Raw genomic sequence first — 25,188 nt, 5'->3', positions numbered from 1 at the left:
AATGCGGGATTATCCCGAATTATCTGGCCAAAAACTCGGGGTTTCCGGTGCCGGCCAATCCGCTACCCACAAGGAATTGTTGTGCCTCAAAGTACCCCCACAGACCTCGAGAGCCCGACGGCGCAATCCGCCGTTGTCGACTCCACCCTCAGCGCCGAGGGCTACAAAAAATCCCTGAGCGGCCGCCAGGTGACCATGATTGCCATGGGTGGCGCCATCGGCGTCGGCCTCTTTATGGGTGCCGGCGGACGGCTGGCCTCCACTGGCCCCGCCCTCATCTTCTCCTACGCCATTGCCGGCGTCATCGCCTACCTGCTGATGCGGGCCCTCGGCGAGCTCATCATGTACCGCCAGACGTCGGGTTCCTTCGTCAGCTACGCCGGTGAGATGTTCGGCAAAAAGGGCGCCTACCTGTCCGGCTGGATGTACTTCATCAACTGGGCCATGACCGGGATCGCAGAGCTCATTGCGATCGGGCTGTACTTCCAGTTCTTCTTCCCCAACGTGCCTGTTGAACTGTCCGCCATCGCAGCGCTGCTGCTGCTCGTGGGCGTCAACCTCCTGAGCGTCAAGGCGTTCGGCGAATTCGAATTCTGGGCTTCCTGCCTCAAGGTCGGCGCCATCCTGATCTTCCTGGCCGTGGGCACCTTCATGGTGGTCACCAACGCCCAGGTGGGCGGCGGCCACGCCTCCGTGAACAACCTCTTCGCGGCCGAAGGCGGTATGTTCCCCAAGGGTGCCCTGGTGATGATCCTGGTCCTGAACGCGGTGATCTTCGCCTACAACGGCATTGAGCTCGTCGGCATCACGGCCGGTGAAATGCAGGACCCCGCCAAGGAAGTTCCCAAGGCGATCCGCGCCGTCGTCTTCCGCATCGTGGTGTTCTACGTCGGTTCCGTGACCCTCCTGGCGATGCTGCTGCCCTCTGACCAGTACGTTGCCGGTACCTCGCCGTTCGTTACCGTGTTCGGGCAGATGGGCCTCGGCTGGATGGGCGACGTCATGAACATGATCGTCATCACCGCCGCACTGTCCTCCTGCAACTCGGGCCTGTACTCGATCGGCCGCATCTTCCGCACCATGGCCAACAACGGACATGCTCCGGAGTGGCTGACCAAGATGTCCAAGAGCCACGTGCCGTACGCCGCCATCCTGGCCATCGGCGCCGTCTACCTCGTGGGCATCCTGCTGAACATCTGGCTGGGCGGCTCACACGCCTTCGACCTCGCGCTCAACTCCGCATCGATCGGCGTGATTTTCACCTGGGGCGCCATCTTCGCCAGCCAGATCGCGCTGCGCAAGAAGAAGGGCAAGGTCTCCTCTCTGCCCGCGCCCGGCGGAACCTGGAGCAGCTGGGCCGGCCTCATTGCGCTGCTGGCCATCACGGTGCTGATCGGCTTCGACACCATGACCAGCAAGACCGGCGAGGTCTTCCACCTCGGTCTCTGGACCCTGGCCACCATCCCGTTCTTCGCCCTGGTCCTGTGGCTGGGCTGGCAGAAGGTCCGGAACAACGAGCCCAAGAGCGAGCTCTTTTGCTAGGACTTTTCGCTTCAGCGACGGGACGCTCAGCGGACTGACGCTAAGAAGTCCCGACGTCGGCGGCGGTCACCTACCAAGGTGGCCGCCGCCGTCGTCGTTCTCCCCGGGAGGAGCGCGAACGTACAGTTGGGGCCCTCCGCGCAGGGCCCCAACTGTACGTTCGCGCCGAGGCCTTCAGATGCCTAGTTCTTGAGGTGCCGGGCAAAGTGGTCTTCTATCCGCTGCCAGGCTTCAGGGGCGGATTCCGGGTCCGGGCCGATGCCCATGACCCGCACCAGCGGCCGGAACACTGCCGGGCCGAGGTCTGTTTCGTTGAGGAACGCGTGCCCTGCGGTGGGGAATTCCTTGACGCTGTTTTCGATGCCGAGGTTGTCCAGGGCAGTCTCGAGCTTGTCCGCCGCGCCCTTGAGGGTGAGGTCCCGGCCGCCGAAGTTGGCCACGACGGGGCAGGCGCCGCGGAGGGCTTCCTCGAGGTTGCCGGGCAGGCGGCCGTAGTTGACCGAGGCCGCGTCGAAACCGTCGCGGGCCACCAGCAGCGCGAATCCGCCGCCCATGCAGAAGCCGATCACCCCGGTTTTTCCGGTGGACAGCGGCGAATTGGCGAGCCAGGTCCGGGCGGTGGCGAGGTCGGTGAATGCCCGGCCGCTTCCCCTGACCATGCTCCGCATGGTGCTGACCAGGCAGCGGCGCGGGCCGCCGTCGCTGAACAAGTCCACCGCCAACGTCAGGTATCCGGCGCGGGCCATCCGGTCCGCGTGACCGCGCACCAGGTCGTTCAAGCCGAAGGCCTCGTGGATCATCAGGACTGCGGGGAAGGGGCCGGGTCCGGCAGGTGTGGCGAGATATCCGCCGAGCGAAGGGGAACCGCCGGCAGCGGAACTCGGGGTACTAAGGTCCACATCAGTCATGGGCCAAGGCTAGCCGCCGCCGTCAACAATCGTCGGGGTGGGCAGACACAGGAACGGCGGCAGAACCCCCATGGGAATCCGCCGCCGTTCGAATGTGGAAGGACTAGTCTTTGTCCTTGAAGGTGTCCTTGACGTTTTCGCCCACCTTCTTGGCGTCAGCCTTGACCTGGTCCGCCTGGCCTTCGGCCTTGAGCTTGTCGTTGTCCGTGGCGTTGCCGGCTGCTTCCTTGGCCTTGCCGCCCAGGTGCTCTGCTTCGTTACCGATCTTGTCTCCGAGGCCCATGAGTCTGGCCACCTTTCGTTTCCCGTTGAACTGACAATGCATTTTCAGCCTAACACAAAGCATGCTTACCATTTCAAGAAATTTCGGAAATGAGCTGCCTGTCGAATGTCAGTACCCCCGACTAGGCTCGATGCATGGAACACAGCACAAGCCTGACCCAGCACATCCATGCCACTCCGGAAAAGGTCTGGGCGGTCATCTCGGATATCCCGGGTTCCGCAGCCACCCTGTCCGGCATCGACGCCGTGCAGATGCTCAGCGACGGGCCCTACGGCGAGGGGACGCGCTGGAAGGAAACGAGGACCATGATGGGCCGCTCGGAAACAGTGGAGATGTGGGTGGCGCAGGCCGATCCTCCCTGCAGTACCACGGTCAAAGCCCTCCAGGGCGGCGCCGACTACACGTCGCGCTTCAGCCTGGCCGAGCGCGACGGCGGCACGGATCTGACGCTGACCTTCGGCGCCGATGTGGTCAAACCAACGCTCTTCAGCAAGGTCACCATGGCTCTCTTCGGCAAGCTGGGCATGAGCATGACGCGCAAGGCGCTCGCCAAGGACCTGGCGGAAATCGCGGCCAAAGCGGAATCGCTCTAGTGGCGGCAAAGGCCCCCAAGGTGACGGCTCCCCGGCTCTCGCCGGTCAGCCTGGAGGATGTCACGGATGATCCCGCCCCGGACTTCCAGCGTGGTGAAAGGTACGACGGCGTCCGGTACAGCCGGGCGGCCGCCGACGGCCTGGAGTTAAGTGGCACGGACTTCGCCGAGTGTGAGTTCCAGGGCGTCTCCTTCAACGACACCCAGCTTCGCGGGGCAACCTTCCGGGACTGCATCCTGTCCGAGCTGTACGCGCCGGTGTTCCGCGCCGCCCGCTCCACATGGCGGGACGTGCAGCTGAACAATCCGCGGCTGGGTTCCGCTGAAATGTACGAGACCGGCTGGCAGTCCGTCCGGATCGACGGCGGCAAACTGGACTTCCTGAATCTGCGCGGGTCCAAGCTGACCGACGTCGTCATCAGCGACTGCATCATTAACGAACTGGACCTCGGATCTGCCTCAGGGACGCGGGTGGCGCTGAAGAACTGCACCATCGGAACCCTGGATCTCACTGGCGCGCGACTGAAGGACTTTGACCTTCGCGGCACGGATTTCCGGACCATCAGCGGCCTCGGGAGCCTGGCCGGCGTGGTGATCGACGACTATCAGCTGAGCCTGCTGGCGCCGCTCCTGGCCGGGCACCTCGGCGTCGTTGTTCTGTGAGTGTACTCTTTATAGAACGAACGGTCGGTAAATAGGACGGTCACTGGACGGTCCCGAATATTCCGGCTCCCTGGCGTAAAGGATGTTCTGATGGTCGAGGCTTTTCTTGTTGGCGGCGTCCGCACTCCCGTGGGCAGGTACGGCGGTGCGCTGTCGGCGGTCCGCCCGGATGATCTGGCTGCACTGGTAGTGCGCGAGGCCGTGTCCCGCGCGGGCCTGGATCCGGAGAGCATCGAGGAAGTCATCCTGGGCAACGCCAATGGTGCGGGTGAGGAAAACCGGAACGTCGCCCGGATGGCAGTCCTGCTGGCGGGACTTCCCCTCCACATCCCGGGCATCACGGTCAACCGGCTGTGCTCGTCGGGACTGAGCGCCATCATCCAGGCCAGCCACATGATCAAGTCCGGCGCCGCGGACGTGGTGATCGCCGGCGGCGTGGAGTCCATGAGCCGCGCGCCGTGGGCCCAGGAAAAGCCGGCCACGGCGTTCGCCAAACCGGGACAGATCTTCGATACGTCCATCGGCTGGCGCTTCGTCAACCCGCTCTTCCAGAAGGGCCAGCTGGCGCGGGACGGCAAGATGACCTACTCCATGCCGGAAACCGCGGAGGAAGTGGCCCGCGTGGATGGCATCACCCGCGAGGACGCCGACGCCTTCGCGGTCCGCTCCCACGAGCGCTCCCTCGCCGCCATCGCCGCAGGGCGCTTCAGGGACGAGATCGTCCCGGTGACGGTCAAGTCCCGCAAGGCAGAAACGGTGGTGGATACCGATGAAGGCCCGCGTGCCGGCACCACCCTGGAGGTCCTTGCCGGGCTGCGCCCCGTGGTTCCAGGCGGTTCCGTGGTCACGGCCGGGAACTCGTCCACGCTGAACGACGGTGCTTCGGCCATCATCGTCGCGTCCGAGGCCGCCATCGCCCGGCTGGGCCTGACGCCGCGGGCCCGGATCATCGACGGCGCCTCCGCTGGCTGCGAACCCGAGATCATGGGCATCGGCCCGGTCCCGGCGACGCAGAAAGTGCTCAAGCGGAGCGGTTTCAGCGTCGGTGACCTGGGCGCCGTCGAGCTTAACGAAGCGTTCGCCACGCAGTCCCTCGCGAGCATGCGCCGGCTCGGGCTGGACCCGGACACCGTGAATAACGACGGCGGCGCCATCAGCCTGGGGCATCCGCTCGGTTCCAGCGGATCACGGATCGCCATCACCCTGCTGGGCCGGATGGAACGCGAGGACGCCAGGATCGGCCTGGCAACTATGTGCATCGGCGTGGGCCAGGGCACCGCGATGCTGCTGGAGCGTGTCTGATGCCCGCCCCGGAAAGCGCGAACGGACAACGCGCGAACGGACACTTGAGCACCCTTGACTTCAGCACCCTCCTGGTCGAGGAGCGGGAGGACCGTGTGGTGGTCCTCCTCAACCGCCCGGAGGTCCGGAACGCCATCGACCAGCAGATGGTGGACGAACTGCACATCGTCTGCGCTGCCCTGGAACAGAATCCGAAAGTCCTGATCATCTCAGGGGTCGACGGCGTCTTCGCCTCGGGTGCGGACATTGCCCAGCTGCGCGAGCGGCGCCGCGATGATGCACTGCAGGGCATTAATTCCAGCATTTTCGTGCGGATCGCGAAGCTGCCCATGCCGGTCATTGCCGCCCTGGACGGGTTCTGCCTGGGCGGCGGCGCGGAGCTCGCCTATGCGGCGGATTTCCGGATCGGAACGCCAAGTGTCCGGATCGGCAACCCCGAAACAGGGCTGGGGATCCTGGCCGCGGCCGGTGCCAGCTGGCGCCTCAAGGAGCTGGTGGGGGAGCCGTTGGCCAAGCAGATCTTGCTGGCTGGCCTGGTGCTCCGGGCTGAGGAGGCGCTGGCTGCCAGCCTCATTACCGAAATCCATGAGGCACCGGACCTGATGGATGCCGCGCACAACCTGGCGGACAGGATCGGCCGCCAGGACCCGCTGGCCGTCCGGATCACCAAGTCGGTGTTCCATGCCCCGGCAGAGGCCCACCCGCTGATCGACCAGCTGGCGCAGGGGATCCTTTTTGAATCCCAGGCCAAGTTTGACCGCATGCAGTCGTTTCTTGACAAAAAAGCAGGCAAAAAATCAGGCGACAAGAAATCAGAGAAGACGAAATCATGACGAACCCGAACCTTCCCTCCACCGTCGGTGTCTTGGGCGGCGGCCGCATGGGCGCGGGAATTGCCCATGCGTTCCTGATCAACGGGGCCAACGTCCTGGTGGTGGAACGCGATGAAGCGTCCGCCGAAGCCGCCCGCGAACGTGTGGAATCCGCGGCCGCTAAAAGCATCGAGCGAGGTGCCACCGATGCCAACCTCGATGAGATGGTCTCGCGGCTCGCTGTCACGGTGGACTACGACGACTTTAGGGACCGCCAGCTGGTGGTCGAAGCCGTGCCCGAAGAATGGGACCTGAAGGTCACCTCGCTCCGCGGCATCGAGGAGCGCCTGGCCGATCACGCGTACCTGGCCTCCAACACCTCGTCGCTGTCGGTCAACGGCCTGGCACGCGAACTCAAGCGCCCGCAGAACTTCCTGGGCCTGCACTTCTTCAACCCGGTCCCCGCCTCAACGCTCATTGAAGTGGTGCTCGGCGAGCAGACGTCCCCGGACCTCGCTGCAGCGGCGAAAAGGTGGGTCGAGGCACTCGGCAAGACCGCCGTCGTCGTCAATGACGCACCGGGCTTTGCCTCCTCACGGCTGGGCGTGGCCATAGCGCTGGAGGCGATGCGCATGGTGGAAGAGGGCGTTGCGTCCGCGGCGGACATCGACGCCGCCATGGTCCTGGGCTACAAACACCCCACCGGCCCGCTTCGAACCACGGATATTGTGGGCCTGGACGTGCGGCTGGGCATCGCCGAGTACCTGCATTCAACGCTGGGGGAGCGGTTTGCCCCGCCGCAGATCCTCAAGGACAAAGTGGCCCGCGGCGAACTGGGACGGAAGGCAGGCAAGGGCTTTTTCGACTGGGCTGAGTAAGATTTCCGGGTGACCCTCTTTGAAGCCCTCACCCTGACCGGCCGGCACGTGGTGCTCAAGCCGCTGCAACGCGATCACCATGATGGCCTTGTGGCGGCCACGCAGGATGGCGAGCTGTGGAAGCTCTGGTACACCTCGGTCCCGGCGCCGGACGGGATGGCCGCGGAGATCGACCGCAGGCTGGGACTGCAGGAGCAGGGGTCCATGCTGCCCTTCACCACGCGGCTGATCGATCCGGCCACCGGGGGCCCGGGCCGGATCATCGGGATGACCACTTACATGAATATCGATTCCGGCACTCCCCGTGTGGAGATCGGCTCCACGTGGAATGCGGCGTCAGCACAGGGCACCGGAACCAATCCAGATTCCAAGCTGCTGCTCCTGCGCCACGCGTTCGAGACCCTTGGCTGCCCGGCGGTCGAGTTCCGGACGCACTGGCTCAACCACCAGTCCCGCGAAGCCATCGCCCGCCTTGGCGCGAAACAGGACGGCGTACTCCGCAACCACTCCCGGACCGCGGATGGAGTGCTTCGCGACACCGTGGTGTTTTCAATCCTGGAGCACGAGTGGCCCATGGTCCGGAACGGTCTGGAGTACAGGCTCGCCAAGCACGCGTAACGCGTACTACCTTTTGTGCCCCACTACGCGCCCAGTGCGTGCAGGCAGTGGCGGCTTTGTGGTTAGCTGAGCGAGTGGAGACGACAGGGGGAGCCGTGGGCTGGGACGGAGCCGTGAACGCCTGGCATGTTGCCGGCCGCGTTTACCGGATGGGACGCCGCGAATGGCTCACCGAAGCGGGTTGGCGGCAGGCGTACGACGACGGCGTCCGCACCGTGATTGATCTCCGTAACTCCCGTGAAGCGCGGCGCCGGGACACCGACCCCGCCGTGGCCGAATCGGCATGCTCCGGCGTCACGATCGTCTCGGCACCCACAGAAGAACCCGACGATCCGCGGTTCACCGCCGTCTGCGGGCCGTACCTCAACGACCCTGCCCACTACCTGCACAATGTCCGGCTCTACCCGGAGAAGTTCGTGGCGGTGTTCCGCGCTGTCGCGGCAGCCGAAGCCGGCGGCGTCGTTGTTCACTGCGCGGCGGGCCGGGACCGGAGCGGCATGGTCGCAGCCATGCTGCAGGACCTTGCCGGCGACCCGGACCACCTCATTGCGGACGGCTACACCAAAGCCGCCCGCGGCATCAACGAACGCTTCCGAACACACGGTCCGCCCCACGCTGGCGAACGCTACATCGACGACGCTGAACTGACACCCCTGCTGGAGCGGCGCGGCCGTGCCGTGGTGGAGTTCGTCCGGGAACTGGATACGCGTACCTTCCTGCTGCGAAACGGCCTGTCCGAGGCCGAACTGGGCGCCGTCCTGAGCCTGCTCGGCAGCCGGGTGGCGCCATGAATTCCATGAAGTATGTGGCGGCCTCGCTCGCGTTGGCGGGAGTGGTGATGCTTGTGGCCGGGCCGTTCTGGGCCGTCCTCGCTTCGGATTTCGGGACCACGGAGGAGAACTTCGGGCTCGGCGATGGGACCGTCGACGGCGAGTGGCTCCCGGGTCAGATCTTCCTCATGGTGGGCGGTGCAGTTTTGTGCCTGGCCGCGGTGGTCGCCGCGTACGTTGCACGGCGGGGCGATACAGATGAATAGAACGAAAGCGACGGCACACAGGTTGAAACGCGTATTTGCAGCCGCAGCGGCTGCCGGAGTGGCATTTTCCGTGGGGCTCGGGGCCGTGCCGGCTTGGGCTGCTGAGCAGCCGGCTGTCGAGCCGCCGCCGGTTGCGTCGCCGGCCGCCGTGTCGCCGGACGCTGTGGAGGGCCCGACGGCGGGAGGTTCCGGAGCCAGTGACGTGCAGCCGAGTGACGTCCAGCCGAGCGACACCAAGCCCAGCGACGCCGGCCTTCGGGAAGCTGCCCGCCGCGATCTTGGCCTGACCCCCGACGAGTTCGCGGCCGCTGGCGAGCTGGGCAAGCAGGCCGCGGACGTTGCCGCGGCCCTTCGGGACATCCCCGGCTACCTTGGAACCCGGATCCACGGCGCCAGCATCCTTGTTGCTGGCTCTGGGGCCGAGTTGGAGGCGGAGATGGCCCGGCTCAGCGTGACTATCCCGGCCGTCGCCTTTGACACGCCGTCTGGCGCACCGCCGTCGAACGCTCCTACTGACGGTGCTGACACACCGGCTGTGACGGGCACTCAGGCGACCGGGACCGAACTGGCCCGGAGCACCAAGGAGTTGTACCAGGCGTACCTCCGGGACGTGGGCGCGGCCGGGTTGCAGGCCGTGGCGTTCACCGGCAGCAGGTTCGTAGTCCGCATGGGAGGCATCAACGGAGCCGAGGCAACGGGGCCGGACTCGGCCGGCGCCGGAAATCCGGGTCTCACGGACCCGGGCCTCACCAGCCCCACCACAGACGGCAAGATCTCGCCGGCCGAGTTTGTGGCCCGCTACGCCAACGTGGAACTCGACGCCGGGGCGCCGCTGGCGCCCGAGGCGGACGTCCCCGGAGGATTGGGTTACGCCGCTGACAACGGCATTGTCTGTTCCACGGGTTTCTCGGCCTTTGACCCCGCAGGCCTCCCCGCAGTCCTCACGGCCGGCCACTGCAGCGCTGACGGCGCCGCGGAGACGGCCACGCTCCAAGTCCAGGGAGTGCCTGCCGGGCTGCTCGGAAAGTTCGGTTTCAGCCAGTTCGGCGGACCCGGAAACTCCACAGTCCTGAATCCGCTGGACCTGACCAACCCCGGCAACGTCGGAACGGATATCGCCGTTATCGAGAAACTCCGCGCAGGCCTGAACCCGTTGCCCGCCGCCAGTACGTGGGGCGATCCGTCAGAGCCGGGCCCCGACGTTAAGATCGTCGGAACGGCCGCCCCGGTTGTGGGCCAGCCGGTCTGCCGCTCCGGCCGCACGTCAGCATGGTCCTGCGGAACCATCGACGAGGTGGGGATCTACATGGTCCAGGGCATCACCTCGGCCCCCGCAGACCTGCGGGCCTTCAACGGTTTCCTCTCCTTCGACGTCCAATCCAGCGGCGGAGATTCAGGCGGGCCCTGGGTCAGCGGGAACTACGCTGTGGGCACACACTCGGCCGGGGATACCCCCGATGCGAATGGCAACTTCGTCAAGAACTTTGCCATCGCCGCCACGCTCGACGACGCGATGGCCGTGCTTCCCGGCTACCAGTTGGAACTCTTCCTCAACAAGCCGACGGTGTCGTCGCCCGCGCCGGGGGCAACGTTCGACGCCGGCCAGACCGTCACGGGTGTAGTGGCCGCGGCTCCGGCATCGGCTGTCGCAGCGGGTTCGAAGATCAGGATCACCGTGAGTGGACAGGCGCCCCTTGAGGTCCCCGTGGACGCTGCTGGGGCGTGGTCCTTTACTGCCCCTGCTGTGGCCGGGCCGCTGCGTTTCACGGCCGAAACCGTCAACGGCTTCAGCACATCGGGTGCCGCGGCCTTCGAGTTCGCCCCTGTCGCCCCTGTCGCCCCGCCCGCCCAGCAGGCCCCGCCATCCGCGCCGCCGGCTAACGAATCAACCGCGAACGGTGCGTTGCCTCCGGCGAGTGATAGTGCCGCCGTCGTACGTCCGCTGGGTGACAGCCGGGCGGCCAGCCTCGCCAACACCGGCGCATCCGGGCTGGTCCTGTTTGCCGCGCTCGCCGCTGGTGCGCTCGCCGTTGGCGGTGTGTTGCTGATGTTGGTGAAGCGGCGGAAGCGGCAGCGCTCCACCCCAACTGAGTAACAGCAGATGTCGGTTTGAGGGCTGAAACCGACATGTGCTGCTACCTACTTGGGGCTGGGGGGCTACTTCTTCGGCTTCATCAGCAGGTTGGTGATGCGCAGCGTGCAGAGGCGCTGGCCGGCGTCGTTGGTGATCAGGACCTCGTGGGTGGTCAGGGTGCCGCCGAGGTGGATGGGCGTGGCGGTGATGGTGATCTGGCCTTCGCGCGCGGAGCGGTGGTGCGTCGCGGAAACGTCCACCCCCACTGCGGTTTTCCCCAGCGTGCTGGCGTGGATCACGGCCGCCCAGGAGCCCACGGCCTCGCCCACCGCCAGGGAGGCGCCGCCGTGCAGCAACCCAAACGACTGCCGGTTGCCCTCCACAGGCATGGTGGCCACCACGCGCTCGACCGATTCCTCCAGGATTTGCACACCCATCTTCTCGTCGAGCTCGCCGAGTACGATTTTCCACGGTGTGGCGGCATGGGCAGCGGCGTGCGGCGGAGTGTCGTCGGGGGATAGGGCGGTCATGGATCTCCTTAGGCGAGGCAGAACTTCCAGTGTGCGGCACGGCACAGTCATGTACTGTAGACATATTACCGAACGGACGGTCAGTAAAGCCCTGGCCCCGTTTGTCCCCGTGTTGGAAGGACCCGTCAACGATGACCACCACTGCCGAAGCCACAGTCGACACAGTCCAAACCGTTCCCAGTTTCATCCAGGATTCCTGGTGGACTCCCGACGACGGTTCGGCAGCTTCCGCTGTCCCCGTGCGGGATGCGAGTACCGGCGAAGTCCTGGCCAAGGTGAGCACCGACGGCCTGGACCTTGCCGCCGTCGTGGATTACGGCCGCACCACCGGCCAGGCGGAACTGGGAAAGCTGACCTTCCACCAGCGCGCGCTGAAGCTCAAGGAGCTGGCGCAGTACCTGAACGCCCGGCGCGAGCACTTCTACACGTTTTCGGCCCAGACCGGTGCCACCAAGATCGACTCGATGATCGACATCGACGGCGGCATCGGCGTCCTCTTCACGTTCGGCTCCAAGGGCCGGCGCGAGCTGCCCAATTCGCAGGTGGTGGTGGACGGCCCCATGGAGGTGCTGTCCAAGGACGGTTCGTTCGTGGCCGAGCACATCTACACGCGCATCCCTGGTGTTGCGGTGCAGATCAACGCGTTCAACTTCCCGGTCTGGGGCATGCTGGAGAAACTCGCGCCCGCCTTCCTCGCCGGAGTGCCCACCATCGTCAAGCCGGCCACCCCCACCGGGTATGTGGCTGCGGCCGTGGTGAAGGCCATCATCGAATCGAACATTCTGCCGAAGGGCTCACTGCAGCTGATTTCCGGCTCGGTCCGCGGCCTCCTGGACGTGCTGGACTACCGCGACCTGGTGGCCTTCACCGGTTCCGCGTCCACCGCGCTGGCCCTGAAATCGCATCCCAACGTGGTGCAGGGCGGCGTCCGGTTCACGTCCGAAACGGACTCCCTCAACGCCGCCATCCTCGGGCCCGACGCGGTGGAGGGCACCCCGGAATTCGACGCCTTCATCAAGTCCGTGGTCACCGAAATGACGGTCAAAGCCGGCCAGAAGTGCACGTCCATCCGCCGCGCCATCGTCCCGCAGGAGCTGGTGCCGGCGGTGATCGCCGCGATCGGCAAGCGCGTGGATGAGCGTGTGGTGTTGGGGGATCCCCGCGCAGACGGTGTCACCATGGGCGCTTTGGCGTCGCTCGAGCAGCTCGCTGACGTCCGTGCCGCGGTGCAGTCAATGCTCGATGCCGGCGGGGAGCTTGCGTACGGAACGCTTGATTCGCCGTCGGTCACCTCTGCCGGCGGCGCCACGGGCGTAGTGGATGCTGGCGCGTTCATGTCGCCGGTGGTGCTCAGCTGGGCTGACGCTGAGGCTGACGCGATCCACTCGCTGGAGGCGTTCGGCCCGGTGGCCTCGGTGATCGGATACAAGGACCTGCCCGACGCCGTCCGCCTCGCCGCCCGGGGTGGCGGCTCGCTGGTGGCTTCGGTCTGCACCAATGATCCGGCCGTGGCGCGCGAACTCGTCACCGGGATCGCCGCCCACCACGGCCGTGTCCTGATGCTCAACCGCGAGGACGCCCGCAGCTCCACCGGCCACGGGTCGCCGGTTCCGCACCTGGTCCACGGGGGCCCTGGCCGCGCCGGCGGGGGCGAGGAACTGGGCGGCATCCGCTCGGTGATGCACCATATGCAGCGCACTGCCATTCAGGGTTCGCCCAACATGCTCACCGCCGTCACCGGCCTCTGGCACACCGGGGCGGACCGGAACTTCACGGTGGAGACCGAGGGGACGCACCCGTTCCGGAAGTCGCTGGCCACGTTGAGGATCGGTGACGCCGTCCGGTCCGGCCTGAGGGAAGTGTCCCTGGCGGACATCACGGCTTTCGCCAACTCCACCGGAGACACCTTCTATGCCCACACCAACCAGGAAGCGGCTGAAGCCAACCCGTTCTTCCCGGGGATCGTGGCGCACGGATACCTGCTGCTGAGTTGGGCCGCCGGGCTTTTTGTGGAGCCGGCACCGGGACCGGTCCTGGCCAACTACGGTCTGGAAAACCTCCGCTTCATCACACCCGTAGCCGCCGGAGATTCCATCCGGGTGACCCTGACGGCGAAGAAGATCACGCCGCGGGAAACCGACGAGTACGGCGAGGTGGCCTGGGACGCGCTCCTGACCAACCAGAACGACGACATCGTGGCCACCTACGACGTCCTCACCCTCGTCGAAAAGTAACCCCACCCCCGGACGCTCTCTCACCTTTGGCGGGTTTTTGACCGATGCTCTCTCACTTTCTTGAGGAAAGTGAGAGAGCATCGGGGGTTTTCCTGCATTACGTGAGAGAGCGTTGGGGTCTTTCCAGGTCGCTCAGGCGTAAAATTTCCACCGTAGGAGGTGGCCAAATGAACCTAGCCATGAACACAGCCACAACCATCCTGCCCGTCGATGACGCAGCGCGCGCCCGCAGTTTCTACACCGAAAAACTGGGCCTCCCGCACCGCGGAATGACAGACGATGGAAGCGAATTACTCGGTAGCGACGGCGGCCCGATGCTGCAGTTGTTGCCGGTCTCGGACGGGAAACACTCCGAGCACACCGCCCTCAGCTTCGAGGTGCGTGACATTGAGCGGATCGTGCAGGACATGGAAGCCAAGGGCGTCCGGTTCCAGGATTACGACCTGCCCAACCTGAAGACCGAGAACCACATCTGCACCACGGACTCAGAGAAGTGCGCCTGGTTCATGGACACGGAGCACAACATCCTCTGCGTTCACGAGACGTTGGGCATGCAGGCCGAATACCAGCTCTGACCGCTTCAGTAGGTCGCCCTTGGCGCGTGGGAGCACTCCCTAGTGCTGCGCGTGGAGCCCGTGATCAAACGCGCCGTCCCGGACTTGAATTACTCGGACCAGACGATCGGGTTCTTACGGAACGGGTTATCGCTGTAGCTGGCATAGACGAAGCCAGCATCCGTGTAGTCCGCCTTGGTCACTGCATCACCGGCGGGAGCCAGGAACACCTGGCATGAGGTCATGGTGCTGCCCACTTTGAGGCTGAGGTCATCGCCCTTGCCGGTTGTTTCGAAGCGTTTGTCCTTGCACTGGTCCATGGCGCCGAACACAATAAGCTTTTGCGCGTCTGTGCCGTCTTTGAGCTGTGCACCCACCTTGGGCTCACTGATACCGGCTGAGGGCTTGCTCAGGCTCTCCAGCGTGTGGTCAGTGAAGACGTAATAGGGCGTCTGGCCGGCAAACTTGGCAGCGTCCTTAAAGCTGGCGAGGTCCGCCTCGGTGCCGGCAACGATCTTGGTGACGGTGGACGTGAAAGTGGCCTCGACGTACTTGGGGTCCGCCGGGTCCTTGCCCGTGTTGGTATGCGTGTTTGCCGTTTTGCCGAAGGTCAGCTTGGTGCCAGGATCGGTAATTTCTTTGGCGGTTCCGCTTCCGCCTGCAGATGCCGCGGCTGAGCTGGATGCCGTCGCGCTGGGACTGGCCGACGCGGTAGCCGACGGAGTGGATGACTCAGACGCAGATGCTGTTTCGGAGGCGGCCGGTGAGCCCCCGCAGGCCACCATTCCCAGCCCCATAACGGCGGCGAGGCCGAGAAAGGCGATTGGACGCAGTGCAGATTGATTCTTGATCATGATGGTTTCCCCCTGGGTAAGTGATGCGACATTAATTCTAATGTATGGATTAATTGGTGCGCGATGGGCAGGGCTGCCCATCCTGTGCCAAATCCACAGCTATGAGAACAGAAATGATCCCCGCCATTGCTGGCGGGGATCATTGGTGATGGCGCGTCGGGGGAAGGGGCTAGGACTCGGCGCCGTCGTGGAGGCCGTCGTCGCTGCTGTCTTCCTCGCGCTCCGTGGCGGCCTGGTCGGACAGGTCTAGATTTTCCCGCGCCTCATCGATGCTGGGTTCGCCGGCGGGCACACTGTAGGTGTCCGGGCGGATGCCGTGGGCCTGTTCTTCGATGAGGGCCTGCTCTTCGCTGAAGCGAATGGCATAGGCTTCGTCGCCTGCGTCTCCAGCAATATCCTCGCGGAGGCCGGACGGGTCCGGGACGATGAAGCCAGGCTCTGCTTCTTCCTTAGGGTGGCTCATTGTTGTACCTTCCTGTCGGTGGCGCTTGAGCTTTCACCGTAGCGGGGAAGACCAGCGATTACCAAGCACGCTTAGTTTCCAGGTGGGCGCGGTGGTTGAGCGCGTGGAATGCCTAGTGCTGCGCGTGCAGCCCGTCGAACGCGATGGTGATGACGTCGTCGGCCAGTTTTTCCGGCGTGAGGGAGCCGCCCGGTTTGTACCATTCCACGATTGAGTTGATGGTGCCGAACAGCAGGCGCGTGACGGTGCGCGGATCAATGTCCTGGCGCAGCGATCCTTCGTCGCGGGCTGCGGAAATGAGGGCGGCCACCTCGTGATCAAACGCGCGACGCCGTTCCAGGGCATCGCGCTCAATATCAGTATTGCCCCGCAACCGCAGGAGCAGCGTGACAAACGGCAGCCGCTCCACGAGCACCGCCACGGTCTGCCGCAGGACAAATTCAAGCCGCGCATCGGCCGCGCCGCTTTGCGCCCCGGGCTGTTCGAGAATTGATTCCAGGCCGCCCAGCGCGTGATCGAGCGCGAGCTTCAGGAGGTCGCCCTTGGACGGCACATGGTGGTAGATGGCCGATTTTGAGATGCCCAGGTTCTCGGCGAGGATTCCCATGGACGTGGCGTCATAGCCGTGCCGGTTGAAGACTTCGACGGCGATGAGCAGCACCGACTGCTGGTCGTAACCGGGACGGCCGCGCTTGTTGGGGGCTGCTGTAGTGGGCATACCGGCTATTTTCCCATGAACGTTCGGTAATCCCGGTAGCGGCGCTTGGGGCGGGGGCTTAAGTGTCCGTTCGCGCAGGGTTGGTGCGGGCTACGCCTTGGGCCGGAGGTCGTAGATCCGGCGCAGCTTGCCGTTGGACCGCTCCAGCGAGCCCGGCTCCACCACGTCAACGGCGCACGAAGAACCTACGTGGATCTTGATCTGCTCCTGCAAGGCGCGCGCCGCCGTCGTACTCTGCTCGAGCGAAACCGCGTCCCGGCGTTCGATCCTGACCGTCAGCTGGTCCATCCGCTGGCCCTCCGGGCGGGTGAGTTCGAGCTGGAAGTGCGGGCTGAGCTCGGGGATGCGCAACGCGATTTCCTCGATCTGGGACGGGAACAGGTTCACGCCGCGCAGGATGATCATGTCGTCGCTGCGGCCGGTGATGCGGCCCATCCGGCGGTGTGCAGGGCGGGCGGTGCCGGGCAGGAGGCGGGTGAGGTCCTTCGTGCGATAGCGGATGATGGGCAGCGCTTCCTTGGTGAGCGAGGTGAACACCAGCTCGCCGTGTTCGCCGTCGCGCAGCACGTTTTCCTTGCCTACTACGGGATTGAACGCGTCGATGATTTCTGGGCGGAAATGGTCCTCCCAGATGTGGCTGCCGTCCTGAGTCTCCACGGCCTCGCCGGCGACGCCCGGGCCCATCACCTCGGACAGGCCGTAGATGTCGCAGGCCTTGATGTTCATGGTCACTTCGAGCTCGTGCCGCATCTCCTGCGTCCACGGCTCCGCGCCCAGGACCGCGTACTTGAGGGAGGTCGACGTCGGGTCGATGCCCATGTGCGCCATGGCGTCGGCGATGGTGAGCAGGTAGGTGGGCGTGGCCAGGATGGCGTCCGGCTGGAAGTCCTGGATGAGCTGGATCTGGCGTTCGGTCTGCCCGCCGGACATCGGGATCACCGTGCAGCCCAGTGCTTCGGCGCCGGCGTGCGCGCCCAGTCCGCCGGTGAACAGGCCGTAGCCGTAGGCGTTGTGGACCTTCATGCCGGGACGGATGCCGGACGCCCGGAGGCAGCGCGCCACGAGTTTGGCCCAGTCGGCGAGGTCCTGTTTGGTGTACCCGACGACGGTGGGCCGGCCCGTGGTGCCCGAGCTCGCGTGCACGCGGGCGACTTCGCTCTGCGGGACGGCGAACATACCGAACGGGTATTCGGCGCGCAGGTCTTCCTTGGTGGTGAAGGGGAAGTTGCCGAGGTCGCTGAGTTCACGCAGGTCCGTGGGGTGGATGCCGGCGTCGTCGTACTTGCGCTTGTAGAGCGGCACACGGCTGTAGGCGTAGGCCACCGTGTGCTGCAGGCGGGTGAGCTGGAGTGCTTCGAGTTCGTCGCGGGAAATGGTTTCTTCGCGGTCCAGGACGGGATCTGCAGTTGCCTGCGGCGAGGGGGTTTCGGGGGCGTGGAGGGTCATGGTTTTCCTACTTCTTGGGGATGGTTCGGCTGCGTCCGCGGAACTCGGCGATGAGTTCACCCGGCGTGCCGGAACTGGGCAGTGAACCGGGCTGCGCACCGGCGTCGGCCGCGAAAATCTGGATATCGTAGAGCCCGCTGCGGCCCGAGCTGGAACGGCGGTCCGCGACGGCGGTGATGACCTGGCCGCGGTAGGCGGGCTTGAGGAAGTTGATGTCGACGCCGGCGGCAACGGTGATGTTGTTGATTTCTTCCGGCGTGGGGTTCACCGGATTGCAGGCCAGGGCGAAGGCGGAGTCGGCGAAGGCGAAGATCATTCCGCCGTGGGCCATGCCGAAGCCGTTGAGCATTTCCTGCCGGAGCTTCATGCGGATGGTGGCGTGCCCGTCGCTGACGGCGAGGACTTCGATGCCCATCCATTCGGAGGCGTAGTCGTTTTCGAGGATGGGGTGGGTGGCCCCGGAGAGTGCTGCTTCAGCCATGCGTCATTGCCTCCAGCTTTATATACCGAATGTTCATTAGGTAATCCCAGATGTGGTGCCGGTGTCAAGGGCCGGGCCGTTTTCTGGACACTGCTCTGCCGGGGAAGTGCAAGGATGGAGGGACCGGCACCACGCACAGCAAAGGGCGGACCATGGCCAAAGGCATCTACGTCAGCGCGACCACCCCGGGATCGGGCAAGTCGCTCGTGGCCCTGGGCCTCGCGGACACGCTCCACCGGCACGCGGACCGGATCGGGTTCTTCAAACCGGTGGTCCACGGCCCGGATGCCGCCGATGACCCCATGGTGGCGCTGATGAAATCACGCTTCGCGCTCGACGACGACCGTTGCCGTGGCGGGCTGACGTCCGCCGAAGTGCGTGCCCTCCTGGCCGACGGAAAACGTGCCGACATCGATGCGCGCTGCGTGGAGATCTTCGCCGAGATCGCCAAGCATTGCGACGTGGTGATTGTGGAGGGGACGGACCTCACCGGCCAGGACGCCGCCGTCGAGTTTGACCTCAACGCCCGGCTGGCCAACAACCTGGCCGCGCCGGTGGTCGCCGTGGTGGGCGCCAAGGGTCTCAGCGTCGCGGAGGCAGCGGCCGCCGTCGAGGTTGCCCGCAAGGAACTGGTGGCGGAAAAATGCTCCCTGCTGGCCATCATGGTGAATCGCGCGGACCCGGACTTGGTGGAGGAAATCGCCGCCGCCATCAAGCCGGGTGCATCCAATCGGCCCGTCTATGTGCTGCCGGAGCTGGATGAAATCGCCCGGCCCACCACCGGCGAAGTAGCCACAGCCCTCGGGGTACGCCAGATCGCCGGTCTTGCGGACATGGAACGCGACGTCCGGGACATCAAGGTGGCGGCCATGAACGTGGGCAACTTCCTGAACGTTCTGGACGAGGGCGCCCTGGTGATCGTTCCCGGCGACCGGGCGGACGTGATGGTGGCCTGCCTAGCGTCGTCGTTCTCGCCGGAATTCCCGGTTCCGTCGGCGCTGATCCTGACCGGTGGCTTGTCCCCGGACGCCAATATCTACCCGCTCCTGGCGCAGGCTCCGTTCCCTGTGTTTGCCGCCAGCGAGGACACTTACACCACGGCCAAGCGGGTTTCCGAGGTCCGCAGCGAGATCTGGTCCGGGCACCGCCGCAAGGTGGCATCCGCGCTGGGCCTGTGGTCCAGGCGGGTGGACGAGACTGAGCTGGTGGAACGCCTCCACTTGCCGCGCCTGGAACGGATGACCCCGCTGCGGTTCCTGCACGACCTCATCGAACGCGCCAGGGGGCAGCGCCGGCACGTGGTGCTGCCGGAGGGAACCGACGTCCGGATCCTGCAGGCCGCCGAAATCCTGCACCGCCGCGACGTCTGCGACCTCACTCTGCTGGGCCGGGAAAGCGACGTCCGCGAGCTGGCAGCCGCCAACGGCGTCGACCTCGCCGGGATCAACATCGTGGACCCGGCCACCTCGGAACTGCGGCAGGGTTTCGCCGAGAAGTACGCCGAGCTGCGCGCGCACAAGGGCGTGGACCTGCCCAAGGCGCTGGAAATCATGCAGGACGGCAGCTACTTCGGCACCATGATGGTCCAGCTGGGCGTGGTAGACGGCATGGTGTCCGGCGCCGCGCACACCACGGCGCACACCATCCGCCCGGCGCTGGAGTTCGTCAAAACGCGCGACGGCGTGAAGATCGTGTCCTCCGTGTTCCTGATGCTGATGCCGGACCGGGTGCTGGTCTATGGCGACTGTGCCGTAAATCCCGATCCCAACGTGGAGCAGCTCGCCGACATCGCGCTCGCCTCGGCCGAAACCGCGGTGCAGTTCGGCGTGGAGCCACGCGTGGCCATGCTGTCCTACTCCACCGGCGGCTCGGGTTCCGGTGAGGCCGTGGACGAAGTCCGGCAGGCCACCGAACTGGTGCGCGAACGCCGCCCGGATCTCGCCGTCGAAGGCCCCATCCAGTACGACGCCGCCGTGGACGCCTCGATCGCGGCCTCCAAAATGCCGGGCTCGTCGGTGGCAGGGCAGGCGACCGTGTTCATCTTCCCGGACCTGAACACCGGCAACAACACGTACAAGGCGGTGCAGCAGAGCTCCGGGGCGGTCGCCGTCGGGCCCGTCCTGCAGGGCCTGCGCAAGCCGGTGAACGACCTCTCCCGCGGCTGCACCGTGGAGGACATCGTGAACACGGTGGCCATCACGGCCATCCAGGCGCAGGTGCCGGTTTCCTGAGCAGCAAGCCCAGGGGTCAGCGCTTCTTGCCCCCAACACCCGGCACAGACGCGACTTGTTTCATCCACGCCGCGATCTGGGGTTCGTCGATGTCGTCCAGGGATTCGAGCTCCACACCCCGTGTCGACTTGCCCATCCCCACCGGTGTCACCGGCGGCACCGGCTCGAGCGCCGCTCCATTCACAAACCTGAGCTTGACATGGCCGGCAAAACCGCCGCAGCTGAAGCACCACCCGTCGCCGACGCCGTAGTACGACATGCCCCACTTCACGGAGCGCCGGAGGCCGGGCAGGGTCTTTGCCGCCAGCGCATCGACGGCTTCGGCGATGCCGCGCTGCGGCTGTGGCAGGCTGGCGATATATGCGAAGACCGGCTTGTCGCCGACCGCCGCTTTCGCGGGGCTTGCCCGGCCGGTCATGGCTTCCGGCAGCGTGGTGGCGACGTCGACATGGGCCGCTGTGCGCGTGGCAGGCTTTTGGGCGTCCCCATTACCGGTGTCCCTGCTGGTCATGGAGAGTATTATTCCCCACGCAGCGAGAGAAGGAGCCAGAGGCATACGACCCGGTCAGCAATGTTCACCAACCGGATCAATTGCGCTCTCGCGGGAGGCTAGGCTGGAGCCGGATCCCATGAAACGTTCGATGATGGCCACCAAGCTTTATGTCCCCACGCCGCGCCGGGGCTGTGTGGTGCGCCCCCGGTTGAGGGAGAAACTGCGCCTCGGCGCGGATGCCGGACTGACGCTGCTGTCCGCCCCCGCCGGATTCGGGAAGACCGCGCTCCTGGCCGACTGGTTTGGTGAAACATCCGGCCAGGACCGGTGCGTGGCCTGGCTGTCCCTGGATCCGACGGACAGCGAGCCGGCCTCATTCTGGACTTGCGTTGTCGCCTCGCTCCAGAGCGCGGTGCCCGGCGTCGGCTCCTCGGCGCTGGAGCTGATCGCGTCCCCACCCTTGGCAACCGAGCTTGTCGTCACCGCACTTGTGAACGACCTCGCTGCCGTGCCGACGGACCTATGGCTGGTGCTGGACGATTACCACGTGGTGGACAGCCACGCGGTCGGCACCGGCATGGCCTACTTCCTGGAGCACCTTCCGCCGCAGGTGCACGTGGTGGTGAGCACCCGGTCCGACCCCAGCCTGCCGCTGTCCCGCTGGCGCGTGCGGGGAGAGCTGGTGGAGATCCGCGCCGCAGATCTGCGGTTTACTCCTGACGAGACCGCCGCTTACTTCAAAGACATTGCGGGACTGGATCTGGCCGCCGGGCAGGTGTCCACGTTGGACCAGCGGACGGAGGGCTGGATTGCGGCGCTTCAGCTCGCCGCGTTGTCGCTCAGGGGACGTGAGGACGCCGCCGGATTCATCGAGCACTTCGCCGGAGACGACCGATACATCGTGGACTACCTGGTGGAGGAAGTGCTGCAGCACCAGCCGGCAGCCGTCCGCAGTTTCCTGTTGCACACCGCGGTGCTCGACAGGCTCACCGGGCCGCTCTGTGATGCCGTGACCGGCCGGGAGGATGGGAGCACCATGCTGGTGACCCTGGAGCGCGCCAATCTGTTCGTCATCCCGCTGGACGACCAGCGCGAGTGGTACCGCTACCACCACCTCTTCGCTGATGTCCTGCGGGGGCGCCTGCTCAGCGAGCAGCCCGGGCAGATTCCGCTGCTGCATGAGCGTGCCAGCCGCTGGTATGAGGCGCATGACCACGCCGAGGACGCCGTCCGGCACGCGTTGGCCGGCCAGGACTTTGACCGGGCCGCGTCCCTGGTGGAACAGGCCGTGCCGGTTCTTCGGCGCACCCGGCGGGACGCCATGCTGTTCGGCTGGCTGAAGGAACTGCCCGACGCCTTCATCCGGCGCAGTCCGGTGCTGAGCGTGTTCTCCGGCGGGGCGCTGTTGGTTGCCGGCGATCTCCGCGGGTTGGAGCGGCGGCTCGACGACGCTGAGCGGGCGCTCGCGGACGCCGCGCCCGCCGTCGATGAGCGCGCGGCGCCGGACGGATCGAAGCCTCCGGACGACGAGGAGCTCCAGATGCTGCCCGCGACCATTGCCATGTACCGGGCTTCGCTCGCGCAGGCCGGGGGAGATGTGGCCGGCACTTTGGCCTATGCCCGAAAAGCGCTGGACCTGGCCGGCCCGGAGCACCATTTTGCGCGCGGCGCGGCGGGGGCTTTCCTGGGGCTTGCAGCGTGGGCGGACGGCGATGTGCGCGGGGCGTTGGGGACGTTCCCTCCTGCTGTGGCAAGCCTGCGCGCGGCCGGAAACCTGCTGGACGAGCTCAGCACCACGGTGATTCTCGCCGACATGTGGCTGGCGGCAGGCCGGCCCAGCGAGGCGCGCAGGATTTGCGAGAAGGCGCTGCAGCAGGCCGACGCCCGCGGCAACGCAATGGCACGGGCCAGCGCCGAGCTGCATGTGGGGCTGAGCGAGATCTGCCGGCAGGCCGGAGACCTCAGCGAAGCCAGAAGGCACCTCGAATCCGCCGCAGCGTTCGTGGAACGGGGGCCGATGACCGAAAGCCGCTACCGGTGGTTCGTTGCGATGGGGCTTCTTGCCCAGGATGAGGGCAACCCGGACGCCGCCATCAGCTACCTGGACCAGGCGGAGCAGCTTTTCCGGCCGGGCTTCTTCCCGGAGGTGCGCCCCATCCCGGCCATCAAAGCCAGGGTCTGGGTACGCCAGGGCAACCTGTCCGGGGCCGCCGGCTGGGCGAGTGGACGCGGGATTTCCGTCACCGACGACGTCAGCTACATGAACGAATACAGCCACCTCACGTTGGTTCGCCTGCTGATTGCCCAGCGGCTGGTCCACCCGGATACCCGCGTGGCCGAGGGTGTGGTTGACCTGCTGCACCGGCTTCTCGCCTTGGCCTCGGCACAGGGACGGGCGGGCAGTGCGGTGGAGATCCGCGTGCTGCAGGCTCTTGCGTACAACCTACTGGGCGACCGCCGGCAGGCGCTGGAGGCGCTCGGATCTGCGCTGGCTGGCACGCCCGAACCGGACGAGTACGTGCGGCTGTTCCTGGACGAAGGGCCATCAATGGTCGAGTTGCTGGGTGAGGCCAGGTCTGAGGCAACGGTGCAGGCAACGCACGACGGCGGTGCTGACGCCCGCGTCCGGGACCGCGCCCGCCGCCTGCTCAGCTTGGGTGAGCCCCCGCAACCGCCACGTTCCGGCCAGGGAGACCGGCCGACGTCGGACGTTGATCCGCTGAGTGAGCGGGAGCTGCAGGTCCTCAGGCTCCTGGACAGTGAACTGAGCGGGCCGGAGATCGCCCGCGCGCTGTTCATTTCGCACAACACACTGCGCACGCACACCAAACACATCTTCACCAAGCTCGGCGTCAGCAGCCGCCGGGCGGCAGTGCGCAGTGCCCGTGACCGCGGCCTGATGTAGCTGACCTACCAGGTTCACCCTGTCAGTCACATCATCGGGTGACGCCGGCTCACCCCGCCGGTCCCTACCTTGGAGTTATCCGGCAGCGCCCGCCGCCGCCCGCAAAACTCAGGGAGCCAGACATGTCCATCACCACCACCAAACTCACCCGCTGGGCAGGCCTCTCCGCGGCCGCGGCAGGCCTGCTGTTCATCGGCGTCCAGATCAACCACCCCCAGTTGGATGCAGAGTTCGCCACCACTACCGAGTACACGGTCCGCCAATCCTTGAAGGTGCTCATGGCCGGACTGTCGCTGATCGGCATCACCGGCATGTACCTGCGCCAGGTGACGCAGGCCGGAGTGTTGGGGCTGATCGGCTACCTCGTGTTCGGTGCCGGCTATCTCATTATGATCAGCATGGAAGTCATCGGGGCGGTTGTCCTGCCAACCCTCGCCCACACTGAACCCGGCTACGTCAACGACGTCTTTGCCACCGTCATGGGGGACCCCCTGAGCGGCGACATCGGCCTCATGGTCGGCCTGAACCTGGCCTCCGCGATCACGTTCCTGGGTGGTGGCCTCCTCTTCGGCATCGCTCTCTTCCGAGCCAGGGTGCTGGCACGTTGGGCTGCGGCACTGCTCGCGGTCGGGTCCGTGGCAACACTTTTCCTCCCGCTGCTGCCGCAGGTCAACGACAGGCTGTTCGCCCTTCCCATCGGCGTCGCCCTGACAGGCCTGGGGTACTCACTGTGGAGCGGGCTGCGCACCCCGGCTGACCGGACCGTGCACGGCACCGTCGGTTCGCCGGTCCATCCGGAAGGGGCCCAGTGACAATCCGGGCAGCCACCGCCGGATCCGGGCCACTACGGTCGGGTGAGAACCTCAGGACTGCGCCCCCAGAACACCAGGTGCCCACCCAATACCGGATTCGGATCGGCGGGCACCTGGACCGGCACTGGTCTGCCTGGTTTGATGACCTCACCCTGACCCACGAAAGCGACGGCACTACAAGCCTTTGCGGTTTCGTCGCAGATCAGGCAGCCCTGCACGGGCTGCTGATGAAGGTCCGGGACCTCGGGATCGTTCTCATCTCCGTGGAGGCAGTCGACCCGGCGGTTGAGGGCCCCGGACGGTAGGCGGAATCAGCTGTTTTCCGGCTTGGCCACGCTGTCCGGGTCTTCCTGCTTGGCGGGCTCGTCGGAGAGTCCTTCGGGCGTGAGGTCCAGGTTTTTCGGATCCTTGGGTTGCTCTGCGGCTTCGCCCACCTCGCCGGCTTTCGGGCTTCCGGTGTCGTCCAGGGCCGGGTTGGAACCCTCGACGCCGGTGGGGTCCTTGGTGCCGGAGCCTGCGGTGCTGGGCTCGGCGCCGGGCGCGGGTTCGGCGGTCTCGGGTTCGGTGTTGTCGGGCTGAGTAGTGTCGTTCGGCATGGAAGTCCCTCTCTGCGTAGTGCAACGTGTCCGCCGACTCTAAGCGCCTGCCGCGGCTGATGCAACGGCAGGCGTTATGCCTCGCAGATGGAAAGTACTTGACGCAATGGAAAGTACTTTCCTATGATGAGTGCATTACTCAGCAGCTGCGAAAGGCAACACC

The 25,188-nt window shown here is 65.9% G+C and carries 26 protein-coding genes; 16 read left to right on the top strand and 10 right to left on the bottom strand.

The features are described 5' to 3' along the window. Positions 1-81: 81 nt before the first annotated feature. The gene (locus ACZY1F_RS01195; RefSeq protein WP_463939847.1) at positions 82-1,542 is read left to right on the top strand and encodes an amino acid permease; all 1,461 of its coding nucleotides are present in this window, start codon (positions 82-84) and stop codon (positions 1,540-1,542) included. Positions 1,543-1,724: 182 nt separating this feature from the next. On the opposite strand, the gene ACZY1F_RS01190 is transcribed toward ACZY1F_RS01195, so the two are convergent. Next, positions 1,725-2,450, bottom strand: a complete 726-nt coding sequence (locus ACZY1F_RS01190) for a dienelactone hydrolase family protein (RefSeq protein ID WP_463939846.1) — start codon at positions 2,448-2,450, stop codon at positions 1,725-1,727. A 103-nt stretch (positions 2,451-2,553) separates the two neighbouring features. After that, positions 2,554-2,733 (bottom strand): CsbD family protein, encoded by a 180-nt coding sequence (locus tag ACZY1F_RS01185; protein ID WP_463939845.1) that lies wholly within the window; start codon positions 2,731-2,733, stop codon positions 2,554-2,556. A 134-nt stretch (positions 2,734-2,867) separates the two neighbouring features. Here ACZY1F_RS01185 and ACZY1F_RS01180 point away from each other — a divergent pair, with 134 nt between their 5' ends. The 9 genes from ACZY1F_RS01180 to ACZY1F_RS01140 all read left to right on the top strand — a co-directional run bounded on the left by ACZY1F_RS01180 (position 2,868) and on the right by ACZY1F_RS01140 (position 10,729). After that, on the top strand, positions 2,868-3,326 hold the full coding sequence (locus tag ACZY1F_RS01180) for an SRPBCC family protein (RefSeq protein WP_463939844.1): 459 nt from the start codon (positions 2,868-2,870) through the stop codon (positions 3,324-3,326). Between the two features lie 20 nt (positions 3,327-3,346). After that, the gene (locus tag ACZY1F_RS01175) at positions 3,347-3,988 is read left to right on the top strand and encodes a pentapeptide repeat-containing protein (RefSeq protein ID WP_463939843.1); all 642 of its coding nucleotides are present in this window, start codon (positions 3,347-3,349) and stop codon (positions 3,986-3,988) included. A 90-nt stretch (positions 3,989-4,078) separates the two neighbouring features. Next, positions 4,079-5,290, top strand: a complete 1,212-nt coding sequence (locus ACZY1F_RS01170; RefSeq protein ID WP_463939842.1) for a thiolase family protein — start codon at positions 4,079-4,081, stop codon at positions 5,288-5,290. Next, positions 5,290-6,123: an enoyl-CoA hydratase/isomerase family protein gene (locus ACZY1F_RS01165; protein WP_463939841.1), complete on the top strand. Its 834-nt coding sequence runs from the start codon at positions 5,290-5,292 to the stop codon at positions 6,121-6,123. The genes ACZY1F_RS01170 and ACZY1F_RS01165 overlap by 1 nt, the downstream gene beginning before the upstream one ends. Then, entirely contained in the window at positions 6,120-6,980 is an 861-nt protein-coding gene (locus ACZY1F_RS01160; protein WP_463939840.1) for a 3-hydroxyacyl-CoA dehydrogenase family protein, read from the top strand. The genes ACZY1F_RS01165 and ACZY1F_RS01160 overlap by 4 nt, the downstream gene beginning before the upstream one ends. Before the next feature lie 9 nt (positions 6,981-6,989). After that, positions 6,990-7,598: a GNAT family N-acetyltransferase gene (locus tag ACZY1F_RS01155; protein ID WP_463939839.1), complete on the top strand. Its 609-nt coding sequence runs from the start codon at positions 6,990-6,992 to the stop codon at positions 7,596-7,598. Between the two features lie 74 nt (positions 7,599-7,672). Then, on the top strand, positions 7,673-8,389 hold the full coding sequence (locus tag ACZY1F_RS01150; RefSeq protein ID WP_463939838.1) for a tyrosine-protein phosphatase: 717 nt from the start codon (positions 7,673-7,675) through the stop codon (positions 8,387-8,389). Continuing rightward, a complete protein-coding gene (locus tag ACZY1F_RS01145) occupies positions 8,386-8,634 on the top strand; it encodes a hypothetical protein (protein ID WP_463939837.1) in 249 nt (82 codons plus the stop codon). The genes ACZY1F_RS01150 and ACZY1F_RS01145 overlap by 4 nt, the downstream gene beginning before the upstream one ends. Positions 8,635-8,656: 22 nt before the next feature. Beyond that, positions 8,657-10,729, top strand: a complete 2,073-nt coding sequence (locus ACZY1F_RS01140; protein WP_463939836.1) for a S1 family peptidase — start codon at positions 8,657-8,659, stop codon at positions 10,727-10,729. Positions 10,730-10,791: 62 nt separating this feature from the next. Here the strand turns inward: ACZY1F_RS01140 and ACZY1F_RS01135 are convergent, their stop codons facing one another. Then, positions 10,792-11,238 (bottom strand): PaaI family thioesterase, encoded by a 447-nt coding sequence (locus ACZY1F_RS01135; RefSeq protein ID WP_463939835.1) that lies wholly within the window; start codon positions 11,236-11,238, stop codon positions 10,792-10,794. Positions 11,239-11,369: 131 nt separating this feature from the next. Here ACZY1F_RS01135 and paaZ point away from each other — a divergent pair, with 131 nt between their 5' ends. Both paaZ and ACZY1F_RS01125 read left to right on the top strand, forming a co-directional pair. Next, entirely contained in the window at positions 11,370-13,472 is a 2,103-nt protein-coding gene (gene paaZ / locus ACZY1F_RS01130) for a phenylacetic acid degradation bifunctional protein PaaZ (RefSeq protein WP_463939834.1), read from the top strand. 179 nt (positions 13,473-13,651) lie between these two features. Continuing rightward, the gene (locus ACZY1F_RS01125) at positions 13,652-14,047 is read left to right on the top strand and encodes a VOC family protein (RefSeq protein WP_463939833.1); all 396 of its coding nucleotides are present in this window, start codon (positions 13,652-13,654) and stop codon (positions 14,045-14,047) included. 89 nt (positions 14,048-14,136) lie between these two features. On the opposite strand, the gene ACZY1F_RS01120 is transcribed toward ACZY1F_RS01125, so the two are convergent. The 5 genes from ACZY1F_RS01120 to ACZY1F_RS01100 form a co-directional block, all read right to left on the bottom strand. Further along, on the bottom strand, positions 14,137-14,880 hold the full coding sequence (locus tag ACZY1F_RS01120; RefSeq protein ID WP_463939832.1) for a hypothetical protein: 744 nt from the start codon (positions 14,878-14,880) through the stop codon (positions 14,137-14,139). Between the two features lie 169 nt (positions 14,881-15,049). Further along, a complete protein-coding gene (locus ACZY1F_RS01115; RefSeq protein WP_463939831.1) occupies positions 15,050-15,343 on the bottom strand; it encodes a hypothetical protein in 294 nt (97 codons plus the stop codon). A gap of 112 nt (positions 15,344-15,455) precedes the next feature. Further along, positions 15,456-16,061 carry a TetR/AcrR family transcriptional regulator gene (locus tag ACZY1F_RS01110; protein ID WP_463939830.1) on the bottom strand — a complete coding sequence of 202 codons (606 nt, stop codon included), beginning with the start codon at positions 16,059-16,061 and terminating at the stop codon, positions 15,456-15,458. A 90-nt stretch (positions 16,062-16,151) separates the two neighbouring features. Continuing rightward, the gene (locus ACZY1F_RS01105; protein WP_463939829.1) at positions 16,152-17,507 is read right to left on the bottom strand and encodes an AMP-binding protein; all 1,356 of its coding nucleotides are present in this window, start codon (positions 17,505-17,507) and stop codon (positions 16,152-16,154) included. 7 nt (positions 17,508-17,514) lie between these two features. Then, positions 17,515-17,988, bottom strand: a complete 474-nt coding sequence (locus ACZY1F_RS01100; RefSeq protein ID WP_463939828.1) for a hotdog fold thioesterase — start codon at positions 17,986-17,988, stop codon at positions 17,515-17,517. A gap of 152 nt (positions 17,989-18,140) precedes the next feature. On the opposite strand from ACZY1F_RS01100, the gene pta reads away from it, so the two are divergent. Then, complete coding sequence (gene pta / locus ACZY1F_RS01095) at positions 18,141-20,219, top strand: phosphate acetyltransferase (RefSeq protein WP_463939827.1); 2,079 nt, start codon at positions 18,141-18,143, stop codon at positions 20,217-20,219. A gap of 16 nt (positions 20,220-20,235) precedes the next feature. Here the strand turns inward: pta and ACZY1F_RS01090 are convergent, their stop codons facing one another. Next, on the bottom strand, positions 20,236-20,730 hold the full coding sequence (locus ACZY1F_RS01090) for a DUF1801 domain-containing protein (protein ID WP_463939826.1): 495 nt from the start codon (positions 20,728-20,730) through the stop codon (positions 20,236-20,238). A 118-nt stretch (positions 20,731-20,848) separates the two neighbouring features. Here ACZY1F_RS01090 and ACZY1F_RS01085 point away from each other — a divergent pair, with 118 nt between their 5' ends. The 3 genes from ACZY1F_RS01085 to ACZY1F_RS01075 all read left to right on the top strand — a co-directional run bounded on the left by ACZY1F_RS01085 (position 20,849) and on the right by ACZY1F_RS01075 (position 24,734). Continuing rightward, positions 20,849-23,617, top strand: a complete 2,769-nt coding sequence (locus tag ACZY1F_RS01085; RefSeq protein WP_463939825.1) for a winged helix-turn-helix domain-containing protein — start codon at positions 20,849-20,851, stop codon at positions 23,615-23,617. Between the two features lie 122 nt (positions 23,618-23,739). Then, positions 23,740-24,429 (top strand): hypothetical protein, encoded by a 690-nt coding sequence (locus ACZY1F_RS01080; RefSeq protein WP_463939824.1) that lies wholly within the window; start codon positions 23,740-23,742, stop codon positions 24,427-24,429. Next, positions 24,426-24,734, top strand: coding sequence for a DUF8691 family protein (locus ACZY1F_RS01075; protein WP_463939823.1), 309 nt, complete (start codon positions 24,426-24,428; stop codon positions 24,732-24,734). Before ACZY1F_RS01080 ends, ACZY1F_RS01075 begins: the two co-directional genes overlap by 4 nt. Positions 24,735-24,740: 6 nt before the next feature. Here ACZY1F_RS01075 and ACZY1F_RS01070 read toward each other — a convergent pair whose 3' ends face one another. Then, a complete protein-coding gene (locus tag ACZY1F_RS01070) occupies positions 24,741-25,025 on the bottom strand; it encodes a hypothetical protein (RefSeq protein ID WP_463939822.1) in 285 nt (94 codons plus the stop codon). Positions 25,026-25,188: the final 163 nt, after the last annotated feature.

Source organism: Pseudarthrobacter xylosi (assembly GCF_055412765.1).
The sequence above is the reverse complement of the archived record's forward strand: the minus strand, read 5'-3'. Positions and strand labels throughout refer to the sequence as shown.

Bases quoted from the DNA above. Each gene is read 5' to 3' on its own strand.
- ACZY1F_RS01190 (WP_463939846.1), bottom strand. From the start codon at position 2,450: ATGACTGATGTGGACCTTAGTACCCCGAGTTCCGCTGCCGGCGGTTCC.
- ACZY1F_RS01185 (WP_463939845.1), bottom strand. From the start codon at position 2,733: ATGGGCCTCGGAGACAAGATCGGTAACGAAGCAGAGCACCTGGGCGGC.
- ACZY1F_RS01180 (WP_463939844.1), top strand. From the start codon at position 2,868: ATGGAACACAGCACAAGCCTGACCCAGCACATCCATGCCACTCCGGAA.
- ACZY1F_RS01170 (WP_463939842.1), top strand. From the start codon at position 4,079: ATGGTCGAGGCTTTTCTTGTTGGCGGCGTCCGCACTCCCGTGGGCAGG.
- ACZY1F_RS01165 (WP_463939841.1), top strand. From the start codon at position 5,290: ATGCCCGCCCCGGAAAGCGCGAACGGACAACGCGCGAACGGACACTTG.
- ACZY1F_RS01160 (WP_463939840.1), top strand. From the start codon at position 6,120: ATGACGAACCCGAACCTTCCCTCCACCGTCGGTGTCTTGGGCGGCGGC.
- ACZY1F_RS01145 (WP_463939837.1), top strand. From the start codon at position 8,386: ATGAATTCCATGAAGTATGTGGCGGCCTCGCTCGCGTTGGCGGGAGTG.
- ACZY1F_RS01135 (WP_463939835.1), bottom strand. From the start codon at position 11,238: ATGACCGCCCTATCCCCCGACGACACTCCGCCGCACGCCGCTGCCCAT.
- paaZ (WP_463939834.1), top strand. From the start codon at position 11,370: ATGACCACCACTGCCGAAGCCACAGTCGACACAGTCCAAACCGTTCCC.
- ACZY1F_RS01125 (WP_463939833.1), top strand. From the start codon at position 13,652: ATGAACACAGCCACAACCATCCTGCCCGTCGATGACGCAGCGCGCGCC.
- ACZY1F_RS01120 (WP_463939832.1), bottom strand. From the start codon at position 14,880: ATGATCAAGAATCAATCTGCACTGCGTCCAATCGCCTTTCTCGGCCTC.
- ACZY1F_RS01115 (WP_463939831.1), bottom strand. From the start codon at position 15,343: ATGAGCCACCCTAAGGAAGAAGCAGAGCCTGGCTTCATCGTCCCGGAC.
- ACZY1F_RS01110 (WP_463939830.1), bottom strand. From the start codon at position 16,061: ATGCCCACTACAGCAGCCCCCAACAAGCGCGGCCGTCCCGGTTACGAC.
- ACZY1F_RS01105 (WP_463939829.1), bottom strand. From the start codon at position 17,507: ATGACCCTCCACGCCCCCGAAACCCCCTCGCCGCAGGCAACTGCAGAT.
- ACZY1F_RS01100 (WP_463939828.1), bottom strand. From the start codon at position 17,988: ATGGCTGAAGCAGCACTCTCCGGGGCCACCCACCCCATCCTCGAAAAC.
- pta (WP_463939827.1), top strand. From the start codon at position 18,141: ATGGCCAAAGGCATCTACGTCAGCGCGACCACCCCGGGATCGGGCAAG.
- ACZY1F_RS01090 (WP_463939826.1), bottom strand. From the start codon at position 20,730: ATGACCAGCAGGGACACCGGTAATGGGGACGCCCAAAAGCCTGCCACG.
- ACZY1F_RS01085 (WP_463939825.1), top strand. From the start codon at position 20,849: ATGAAACGTTCGATGATGGCCACCAAGCTTTATGTCCCCACGCCGCGC.
- ACZY1F_RS01080 (WP_463939824.1), top strand. From the start codon at position 23,740: ATGTCCATCACCACCACCAAACTCACCCGCTGGGCAGGCCTCTCCGCG.
- ACZY1F_RS01070 (WP_463939822.1), bottom strand. From the start codon at position 25,025: ATGCCGAACGACACTACTCAGCCCGACAACACCGAACCCGAGACCGCC.